Below are 7,430 nucleotides of genomic sequence, written 5' to 3' on the forward strand. Positions count from 1 at the left end.
CGGTGGAGGCGACTGCCCTCCACCGCGCCGCCCGTCACCCCTTGACCTGGAGCATCTCAAGGTAGTGCGGGTTGGTCATCACCCCCAGCACGTTTCCGAACGGGTCCACCACGGACGCGGTGACGAAGCCGGCCCCCCGTTCCCGGATCGGGTCGTGCTCGCGGGCGCCGGCCGCCAGCAACCGGGCCACGGCCGCCGGCAGGTCGTCCACGTGCCGGTAGACGACCGCCCCGCCCGGCCCGGGGGCCGCGCCGGACGGCGCGTACCGGCTGTCGACCAGGCCGAGTTCGTGCTGGTGGTCGCCGAGCCGAAACTCGTAGTACCCGGGCCGCCCGTCGGCCCCGGCCCGCTCGAAGTCCGGCTCGACGCCAAGCAGGTCGGCTTACCAGGTCTTCGCGGACGGCAGGTCGTCGGCCCAGAAGCTGACGGTGGCGATGCCTCGCAACATGGCGGTTCCCTCTCCTCGATCGGTTCTCACCACCGCACGTTACGAGCGATTGCGGAAGGTCCGGTTCCGCAACGGCTGGCAGACTTCCCGGCATGGTGGAGACGTCGGTGCGATTGCTGCGGTTGCTGTCGCTGCTCCAGTCCGGGCAGGACTGGCCGGGTGGTGAGCTCGCCGCCCGACTGGGCGTGACCACCCGAACGGTGCGCGCCGACATGGAGCGGCTGCAAGCCCTGGGCTACCGGGTGGACTCCCGCCCGGGGGCCGCGGGCGGCTACCGACTCGGGCCGGGCATCGCCCTGCCGCCGCTGCTGCTCGACGACGAGGAGGCGGTGGCCGTCGCCGTCGGCCTGCGGGCCGCCGCGGCGGGCACCGTCACCGGGATCGAGGAGACCTCGCTGCGCGCGCTGGCCAAGCTGGAGCAGTCACTGCCGTCCCGGCTGCGGCACCGGGTGGACGCGCTGCGGTCGGCCACGGTCTCGGCTGTCGCGGGCGGCCCGCCCCGGACAGCCCGCTGAGCCGGTACGGTCAGAGACCATGGCACTGGTCCGTTGCGACTTCTTCTCCGAGGCGCTCGGCCTCAACACGTCGATGATGGTGATCCTGCCGCAGGCCACCACCGCCGAGATCGGGGTGTCGGGCGGCGGGGCCGACGGCGACCCGCCCGTGCTCTACCTGCTGCACGGCCTGACCGACGACGAGAGCATCTGGCTGCGGCGCACCTCCGTGGAGCGGTACGTCGCCCCGCTGGGCCTGGCCGTGGTCATGCCCCGGGCCGAGCGGAGCTTCTACACCGACGAGGCGCACGGCAACCGCTACTGGACGTTTCTCAGCGAGGAACTGCCGCAGGTGTGCCGGTCGTTCTTCCGCCTCTCCCCCCGGCGGGAGGACACCTTCGTGGCCGGGCTGTCGATGGGCGGGTACGGCGCGGTGAAGTGGGCGCTGCGCCAGCCGGGCCGGTTCGCCGCCGCCGCGAGCCTCTCCGGCGCGCTGGACGTCGCCCACCGGCGGGACCACCCGACCAGGCCGGTCGACCCGGCCCTCTGGCACACCGTCTGGGGCGACCGGGAGGTGCCGGGCAGCGACGACGACACGGTGGCGCTGGTCGGCCGGGCCGGCGTCGACCCGCCCGCGCTCTACGTCGCCTGCGGCACCGAGGACTTCCTGTACGAGGACAACCTGCGCTTCGTCGAGGCGGCGCGGGCGCGGGGCGTGCCGGTCACCGTGGACTTCTCCCGCGGCGACCACGACTGGGCGTACTGGGACGACAAAATCCGCGACGTGCTGGCCTGGCTGCCGCTACCCGGCGCGCGACCGGCCAGCGGCGCGGCCGCCCCGCCGAACGCCGGCCGGCACTGAGCCGGAGGACCCGGCGCCGGGGGCGGTCGGCCCGTCACACCCCGACGGAACCGTCGATGCCCTCCCGGAGGAAGTCGGCGTGACCGTTGTGCCGGGCGTACTCGTGCATCATGTGCAGCATCACCAGCCGCAGCGACACGTCCTCGCCCCAGCGCGGCTGGTGCCCGGTGACGTCGAGGGAGTCAGCCTCCCGCTCGATCCGGCGGGAGTGCTCCACCTCCCGCTGCCACACCTCGAACGCCTCCGCGCCGGTCGAGCCGGTCGGGTCGTACGCCTCCTGATAGTCGCTGGTCTCCGACCAGATCAGCGGGACGTCCTCGGCGTTGATCACCCGCCGGAACCAGGCCCGCTCCACTTCGGCCATGTGCCGGAGCAGGCCGAGCAGGGTGAGCGTCGACGGCGGCATGGACCGGCGGCGCAGCTCCTCGTCGGTCAGGCCCTGGCACTTCATCGCCAGGGTCGCCCGGTGGAAGTCGAGGAAGGCGCGCAGGGTCTCCCGCTCCCCGGCGAGCAGGGGCGGGCCGATTCGTTCCAGCTCCACGACGGCTCCTTCACTTCGACGACGGGACGGCGGTGGCCTGCCCGCCGAGGGGTTGGCAGGGTCGCCGGGGAAGTCTAATCTCAGCGGATCGGTCCGCCCTCGAAGGAATCACGAGGTGACCCCTCGCCCGATCCGCGCTGGTCGCCGACGGCACCACCGTGGAATCTCCGTCCGCTAGGGCGGAGAGAACGTCAACACTGGGTGAACACCACCCAGGCGTACCTGCAGTCGCTGGGCTTCGGCAGCACGTTGCGCGCGGTCAACCAGCGGCAGATCGAGCTGCGCATCGACCAGTTCGGCGGCGACACTCGTTCTTCCGGGAGGACAAGGCCAACATCACGCTGGGCAAGGGTGGGGTGGACGACGCCGAGGACGCCGAGGTGATCGTCCACGAGTACGGCCACTCGGTGCAGGACGGGCAGGTGCCCGGCTTCGGCATCACGCTGGAGTCCGGCTCGATCGGCGAGGGCTTCTCCGACTACCTGGCCGTCGTGGTGACCAGCTGGGCCACCGGCACGCCGACCCGCACCCCGGAGGCCTGCGTGGCCGACTGGGACGCGGTCTCCCACACCCGTACCGCGCCGCACTGCCTGCGGCGGCTGGACGGGGCGAAGGTCTACCCGGGCGAGGTGCACGCCGACGGGGTTAACAACTGCTGGCGTGTCGGTGGTCCTTAGCGATATCTAGCGCGCCCTATAGTTGCCCGGCGTGAACTTAAAGGAGTGGGCGGCGGCAACCGGTATCTCGTACGTGACCGCGCGGCGGCAGTACGCGGCCGGGATGCTGCCCGTTCCGACGTATCGGCTCGGCCGGCTCATCATGGTCGGCGAACCGCTGACCGGTGCGGCCCCGGACGCCGGGCAGGTCGTGGTGTACGCCCGGGTCTGGTCGGCCGACCAGAAGGCGGACCTGGACCGGCAGGTCGCCCGGGTCACGATGTGGGCGACCGGGCAGCACCTCGCCGTCGACCGGGTGGTGACCGAGGTCGGCTCGGCGCTCAACGGGCACCGCAAGAAGTTCCTCGCGCTGCTGCGCGACCCGGCCGTGGCCACGATCGTGGTCGAGCACCGCGACCGGTTCGCCCGGTTCGGAGCCGAGTACGTCGAAGCCGCTCTCGCCGCGCAGGGCCGCCGCCTGCTCGTGGTCGACCCCGCCGAGGTAGACGACGACCTCGTGCGCGACGTGACCGAGATCCTGACCTCGCTGTGCGCCCGCCTGTACGGCCGCCGCGCCGCCGCGAACCGCGCCCGCCGCGGCCATCGAAGCTGCCACCGAGGACCCGGCGTGAAGACGATCCAGGCGTACCGGTTCGCCCTCGACCTCACCCCCGGCCAGAAACGCGACGTACTCGCGCACGCCGGCGCCGCCCGGGTCGCGCACAACTGGGCGCTCGCCCGGGTCAGAGCCGTCATGGACCAGAGGGCCGCTGAACGCACTTACGGTGTTCCGGATGGCCAGCTCACCCCGGCTGTCTCGTGGTCGCTGCCCGCGCTGCGCAAGGCGTGGAACGCCGCCAAGCAAGACGTTGCGCCGTGGTGGGCCGAGTGCTCGAAGGAGGCGTTCAGCACCGGCCTCGACGCGCTGGCTCGCGCGTTGAAGAACTGGTCCGACTCCCGGACGGGCAAGCGGGTCGGCCGGCCGGTCGGATTCCCTCGGTTCAAGTCCCGCCGCCGCACCACGCCCAGCGTGCGGTTCACCACCGGAACGATCCGCGTCGAGCCGGACCGCACGCATGTGGTGCTGCCGCGGCTGGGACGGTTGAAGCTGCACGAGTCGGCCCGCAAGCTGGCCCGCCGCCTCGACAACGGCACCGCCCGGATCATGTCCGCGACCGTCCGGCGCGACGGCAGCCGGTGGCACGTCGCGTTCACCGTCGAGGTCGAGCGAGCCGAACGCCGACCGACGCGGCCCGACTCGACGATCGGAGTCGACGTCGGCATCACGAACCTTGCCGTGCTGTCCACCGGCGAAACGGAGCCCAACCCGCGCCACCTGACCGCTGCCCAGCAGCGCCTGCGGCACCTCGGCCGGGCGCTGTCGCGCAAGACCGGCCCGGACCGCAGAACCGGCCGCCGCCCCTCCAACCGCTGGCAGCGCGCCGCGAACAGGCTCGGCCGCGCCCACGCCCGGGTCGCCAACCTGCGCCGCGACGGGCTGCACAAGCTCACCACCCGGCTGGCCCACGAGCACGCCACGATCGTGGTCGAAGACCTCAACGTCACCGGCATGCTCGCCAACCGGCGACTCGCCAGGCACATCGCCGACGCCGGATTCGCCGAACTCCGCCGGCAGCTCGCGTACAAAACCCAGTGGAGCGGCGGCCGGCTGATCGTGGCCGACCGGTGGTACCCGTCCTCGAAAACCTGCTCGGGCTGCGGCACGGTGAAAACCAAGCTGGCCCTGTCCGAGCGCACCTACCACTGCGAGGCGTGCGGCCTGGTCAGGGACCGCGACCGCAACGCCTCGCTAAACCTGGCCGCCCTGGCGGCCCAGTTCGACACCGCCGGGAGTGGCCCGGTGGCAGCACGTGGAGCCGACCGGAAGACCCGCCAACGCGGGCAGGCGGCTGTGAAGCGTGAACCCGGCACGGCGCCCGCCGGTCAGACCGGGACCGTCCCACCGCAAGGCGGGACTACCAACCGTGTGCCCGCTAGAGCGCACTGAAAGGTAACGGAGATCTGGTCCCGGGCGCTCTGGGACATCCGCGCCGCCCTGGGCGACCGCCGGGCCACCACCGCCATCGTGGAGGCGCAGTTCGCCTTCGCCCCGGACACCACGTTCCGGGACGCGGCGCTGGCCACCGTCGCCGCCGCCCAGCGGCTGCACGGCGCGTCCGCCGCCGCGGCCACCCGGGCGGCCTTCGAGGCCCGCGGCATCCTCTGAGCCGACCGGCCGGGGCGCCCGTCGCGCGCGCTCCGGGTCCGGGCGGCACCCCCGCGCCTCAGCGCGGCGGGAGCGACGACACCGCGACCGGGAAGTCGAAGTACATGTTCGGGTACGGCTCGTCGGCGTAGCGGTAGTGCCACCACTCACGGTCGTAGTTGACGAACCCGCCCTGCTGCATCAGCCGGCGCAGCAGTTGCCGGTTCTGTCGGGGCGGGCCGGTGACGCCCGGGTTGTCGGTGTGGGCCAGCGGGTCGAAGCAGTCGAAGCCGGTGCCCATGTCGACGCCGCCGTCGGCGAAGCGTCGGCCGGCCGGCGCGGTGCAGGCCACCAGCGGTTCTCCCGGGGTGTACGTGGCCCCGGGCGGCGCCGGCACCGGCTCCAGGGTCAGGTCGAGGGTGCTGCCCCGGCTGTGCGCGGTGGGCGCTCCGATGTAGCCGTCGGCAAAGAGCCTCGACTTGTCCACCCCGGGATAGAACTCGGCCTTCATGCGCTGGTCGGCGGGGTTCGGCGCCCAGCGGACGAAGTCGTCGACCGCCCGCTGGGGCCGGTAGCAGTCGTACACCCGCAGGCTACGACTCTGGGCGCGGGCGGCGGTCTGCACCCGGCGCAACGCCTCGGCCGCGGTCCGGGTGAGCAGGCAGAGCGGTTCGGGGTAGCCGTCGACCGGCCGGCCCACGAAGTTGTGGGCGGTGGCGTACCGGATGTCCACGGCGATGGTCGGGTCGACCTCGGAGAGCAGCACGAAGTCGGCCGGAGCCGTCACTCCGGTCGGCGACGGCGTGATCGCGCTGGGCCGCGGCGCCGGGCCGGGCGGCCGCTGGCAGCCGGCGACCGCCGCCACCGTCAGCAGCAGGGCCAGCGCCCGGGCGACTCGCCGCCGGCGGCGGCTGGGCGGTACGGCGCCCGGGCGGGCCGGGGCGGCGGGTGTCACGGCCGACGCGGTACGGCGGCCCGCCGGCGACGCCGCCCGACCACCGCGACGGCGACCACCGCCCCGAGCAGCACCAGCCCCACAGCGACGAGTGGCGCGGTCCGTGCCCTGCGGTGCCGGAGCGCCGGTGCGCCCGCCGGGGCCAACGCCGGCGGGGTGCCGGTGGTCGCGGACGGCGGCGAGGGCAGCGATGGTCCGACTGCGAGCTCTCACTCTGACGAACCGTAGTGACGCCCGCCGCTCCGGTCCGCCGATCCGCGAAATCACCGCCGGCGGGCCCGGCCGGTACGTTCCCGACCCGGCCGCCGGCGGTCAGCAGTCCAGACAGGGCCGTAGCCAACGCGGGTGGGGCGGTGCACCCGCCACTTCGCCCGCGTTGGCGTCAGTGCCGGGCGACCTTGCGGATCTCCACCGGCTGGGCCGGCGCGCCGTCGACCGGCGCCGGGTCCTCGGTGTTGGGGACGATCCCACCGGCGGCGATCCGGTCGAGCGTGGCGATACCGGCCTCGTCGACCGAGCCGAAGACGGTGTAGTTGGGGCGCAGCGCCGAGTCGGCCTGCACCAGGAAGAACTGGCTGCCGTTGGTGTCCGGACCGGCGTTGGCCATGGCGAGCGTGCCCCGGGCGTAGAGCCGGCGGACGCCGGTCGGGTCGGTCGGCGCCGGCGGCAGGTCGGTGGGCAGTTCGTCGGCGTACCGGTAGCCGGGGCCGCCCTCGCCGGTGCCGGACGGATCGCCGCACTGGAGCACCTTGAGCGTCGGGTACGCGGTCAGCCGGTGGCAGGGCGTGCGGTCGTAGAACCGGTGCCGGGCCAGGTGCAGGAAGCTCTGCACGGTGCACGGGGCCTGCTCCCGGTCCAGGGTCAGCCCGATCGGGCCCTGGTTGGTACGCAGGGTGACCCGGACGGTGCCCCGGTCGGGCGTACGCCGGGGGTCCGGGGGCAGCGGCACCGGCCGGGCCGCCGGTTCGTCGGGCGTCTCGGTGTACGCGCACGGCCCGTGGGTCGTCCGCGGCGGCGCGGACGGGTCGGCACCTGGCGCGGCGACCGCGGCGGTGCCGCCGGCGACGACCAGCGCGGCCGAGGCCAGCGCCACGCCAGCGAGGCGGCGCAGCGTCGGGGCCGCGCGGAATCGCGGCGGGGTGGCGTGCGGTCGTGGTTCGCTCGACACGTGGTAGAATCAAATAGACACAATAAAAAATGATAAAGGGGATATCACCACCGATCCCACAGAAATACAAACTACCATCAGAGAATACTACAAACACCTC

The 7,430-nt window shown here is 73.3% G+C and carries 8 protein-coding genes and 2 pseudogenes; 6 read left to right on the forward strand and 4 right to left on the reverse strand.

Annotated elements, in window-relative coordinates:
* Positions 1-34 precede the first annotated feature (34 nt).
* Positions 35-376, reverse strand: coding sequence for a VOC family protein (locus tag AB0I41_RS34310; RefSeq protein ID WP_357115372.1), 342 nt, complete (start codon positions 374-376; stop codon positions 35-37).
* Between the two features lie 164 nt (positions 377-540).
* Between AB0I41_RS34310 and AB0I41_RS34315 the strand changes: the two are divergent.
* Together AB0I41_RS34315 and AB0I41_RS34320 are read left to right on the forward strand one after the other, a co-directional pair.
* A pseudogene (locus AB0I41_RS34315) lies at positions 541-921 on the forward strand (HTH domain-containing protein); the annotation flags it as partial.
* A gap of 61 nt (positions 922-982) precedes the next feature.
* Entirely contained in the window at positions 983-1,804 is an 822-nt protein-coding gene (locus AB0I41_RS34320) for an alpha/beta hydrolase family protein (RefSeq protein ID WP_357115362.1), read from the forward strand.
* Between the two features lie 34 nt (positions 1,805-1,838).
* Here the strand turns inward: AB0I41_RS34320 and AB0I41_RS34325 are convergent, their stop codons facing one another.
* Complete coding sequence (locus AB0I41_RS34325) at positions 1,839-2,345, reverse strand: DinB family protein (RefSeq protein ID WP_357115364.1); 507 nt, start codon at positions 2,343-2,345, stop codon at positions 1,839-1,841.
* Between the two features lie 356 nt (positions 2,346-2,701).
* Between AB0I41_RS34325 and AB0I41_RS34330 the strand changes: the two genes are divergently transcribed.
* From AB0I41_RS34330 to AB0I41_RS34345, 4 genes and pseudogenes are all read left to right on the forward strand, one after another.
* Positions 2,702-3,022, forward strand: a complete 321-nt coding sequence (locus AB0I41_RS34330; RefSeq protein ID WP_357115366.1) for a M36 family metallopeptidase — start codon at positions 2,702-2,704, stop codon at positions 3,020-3,022.
* A 31-nt stretch (positions 3,023-3,053) separates the two neighbouring features.
* A pseudogene (locus AB0I41_RS34335) lies at positions 3,054-3,599 on the forward strand (IS607 family transposase); the annotation flags it as partial.
* Between the two features lie 30 nt (positions 3,600-3,629).
* Positions 3,630-5,009, forward strand: a complete 1,380-nt coding sequence (tnpB, locus tag AB0I41_RS34340; RefSeq protein WP_357115374.1) for an IS607 family element RNA-guided endonuclease TnpB — start codon at positions 3,630-3,632, stop codon at positions 5,007-5,009.
* 78 nt (positions 5,010-5,087) lie between these two features.
* Entirely contained in the window at positions 5,088-5,228 is a 141-nt protein-coding gene (locus AB0I41_RS34345; RefSeq protein ID WP_357115368.1) for a hypothetical protein, read from the forward strand.
* Positions 5,229-5,286: 58 nt separating this feature from the next.
* Here the strand turns inward: AB0I41_RS34345 and AB0I41_RS34350 are convergent, their stop codons facing one another.
* Both AB0I41_RS34350 and AB0I41_RS34355 read right to left on the reverse strand, forming a co-directional pair.
* Complete coding sequence (locus tag AB0I41_RS34350; RefSeq protein ID WP_357115376.1) at positions 5,287-6,090, reverse strand: M15 family metallopeptidase; 804 nt, start codon at positions 6,088-6,090, stop codon at positions 5,287-5,289.
* 454 nt (positions 6,091-6,544) lie between these two features.
* Positions 6,545-7,330 (reverse strand): peptidylprolyl isomerase, encoded by a 786-nt coding sequence (locus AB0I41_RS34355; RefSeq protein WP_357115370.1) that lies wholly within the window; start codon positions 7,328-7,330, stop codon positions 6,545-6,547.
* Positions 7,331-7,430 lie beyond the last annotated feature (100 nt).

Origin of the sequence: Micromonospora sp. NPDC050200 (assembly GCF_040656135.1) — a bacterium.
GTDB lineage: Bacteria > Actinomycetota > Actinomycetes > Mycobacteriales > Micromonosporaceae > Micromonospora.

What these genes read in the sequence shown, in the direction of transcription:
- AB0I41_RS34320 (WP_357115362.1), top strand. Translation starts at nt 983, where the DNA reads ATGGCACTGGTCCGTTGCGACTTCTTCTCCGAGGCGCTCGGCCTCAAC.